The sequence below is a fragment of the Saccharomonospora saliphila YIM 90502 genome, assembly GCF_000383795.1.
In the GTDB taxonomy this organism is placed as follows: Bacteria; Actinomycetota; Actinomycetes; order Mycobacteriales; family Pseudonocardiaceae; genus Saccharomonospora; species Saccharomonospora saliphila.
The window spans coordinates 1-2,140 of record NZ_KB912612.1; the positions used below are offsets into that span (position 1 = coordinate 1).

The 2,140-nt window shown below is 70.3% G+C and carries 1 protein-coding gene; it reads right to left on the reverse strand.

Annotation, left to right across the window (positions count from 1 at the left end; genetic code table 11):
* The coding region (locus SACSA_RS21080) for an Rne/Rng family ribonuclease (RefSeq protein ID WP_019813068.1) at positions 1-2,140 on the reverse strand (2,140 nt) is incomplete at both ends.

The following is a 2,140-nucleotide window of genomic DNA, read 5'->3' on the forward strand; positions in this document are numbered from 1 at the left end:
TGCGCATCCGGCGCGAGAAGCTGGACCGGTTGCGCGAGTCGGGCGCCGAGCCGTATCCGGTCGGGTATCCGAGGACGACCACGATCGCGACGGTGCGTGACCAGCACGGCGACCTCGACGCCGACCAGCACACCGGGCACCGCGTGGCGATCACCGGGGCGGGTCATGGGGGCGCCCACGAGATCACCGACGCGGTGATGCTCGCCGCGGCCGGGGCCATCGCCGATTCCGTGGCGCCCGACGAACTCAACGCCAGCTACATCGTGCCGTCCGTGCACCGACTCGCGCTGCTCGGGCGTGGGCGCCTGCTGGCTCTGCTCCGCCGACCGGGCGGTGTCGCTCTCGGCGGCCTTGGCCTTGCTGCGCGAGCGCCGGGAACCCTGCTGCTGGCCGCCGCCCCCGTTGCCGTTCTGGTGCCGGTGCGTCTCCCCTGAGACCAGCACACCCCGGCCCTTGCAGTGCTCGCAGGTGGTGGAGAACGCCTCCAACAGGCCGGTGCCCACGCGCTTCCGGGTCATCTGCACCAGCCCCAGCGAGGTGACCTCGGCGACCTGGTGGCGGGTGCGGTCGCGGCCCAGGCACTCCGTCAGCCTGCGCAGGACCAGTTCCCGGTTCGACTCGAGGACCATGTCGATGAAGTCGATCACGATGATCCCGCCGATGTCGCGCAACCGGAGCTGGCGGACGATCTCCTCGGCCGACTCCAGGTTGTTCCGGGTGACCGTCTCTTCGAGATTGCCACCCGAGCCGGTGAACTTACCGGTGTTGACGTCGATCACCGTCATCGCTTCCGTGCGATCGATGACCAGGTAACCACCGGAGGGCAGCCACACCTTGCGGTCCAGTGCCTTCGTCAACTGCTCGTCGATGCGGTGCTCGGCGAAGACGTCGCCGTTGCCGACGTATCGCTTGACCCGGTCCAGCAGGTCGGGAGCGACGTGCTCGACGTAGGCCCTGATGGTCTCCCATGCGGTCCCGCCCTGGATCTCCAGCTTGACGAAGTCCTCGGTGAACAGGTCCCGCACGACCTTCACCAGCAGGTCCGGCTCCTCGTAGAGCAGCACCGGCGCGCTCGACTTCTTCGAGCCCGTGGCCGAGGCGGCCTTCTCCTTGATGACCTGCCACTGGGCTTCGAGCCGGTTCACGTCCCGGCCCAGCTCCTCCTCGCTGATGCCCTCCGACGCCGTGCGGATGATCACACCCGCCTCGGACGGCACGATCCGCTTGAGGATGTCCTTCAGCCTGCGCCGCTCGTTCTCCGGCAGCTTGCGGGAGATGCCGGTGGTGCCCCCGGACGGCACGTACACCAGGAACCGGCCCGGCAGCGAGATCTGCGTGGTCAGCCGCGCGCCCTTGTGCCCGACGGGGTCCTTGGTCACCTGCACCAGGACGTTGTCACCGGTGGAAAGCGCCTGCTCGATCTTGCGGGCCTTGCCCTCGAGCCCGGCGGCGTCCCAGTCGACCTCCCCCGCGTACAGCACGGCGTTCCGGCCGCGGCCGATGTCGATGAAGGCGGCCTCCATGGACGGCAGCACGTTCTGCACGCGACCCAGGTAGACGTTACCCACGATCGAGCCGCTTCCCGACGCGGTGACGAAGTGCTCGACCAGCACGCCGTCTTCGAGCACGCCGATCTGGGTCGAGTCCCCGCGCTCGGAGACCACCATCGTGCGCTCGACCGACTCCCTCCGCGCCAGGAACTCCGACTCCGACAGAATCGGCGCGCGCCTGCGCCCGGCCTCGCGCCCGTCGCGGCGGCGCTGACGCTTGGCCTCCAGCCGGGTCGAACCGCGCACGCTGCGCACGCCGTCCTCGGACTTGGCGTCCTTGTCGTCGCCCTTGCCCTCGGCCTTGCCGTCGCGGACGTGCACCACCGTGTTGGGCGGGTCGTCCTGGGTCGAGGAGGCATCGTCGTCGCCGCTCTTGCGCCTGCGGCGACGACGACGGCGCTTGCTGCCGCTTTCGTTTTCGCCCTGGTCTGCCTGGTCACCGCCCGTGTCGCCTGCGGACTCGCCGGACTGGCCCTCGCCCGCGGCCTGGTCGGACTGGCCCTGGCCCTCACCGTCGAACTGGTCGTCGGTGCTGGTGCCCTGGTCGTCGCCGCCCTTGCCCCGGCCCCGGCCCCGGCGGCCCCGGCGCC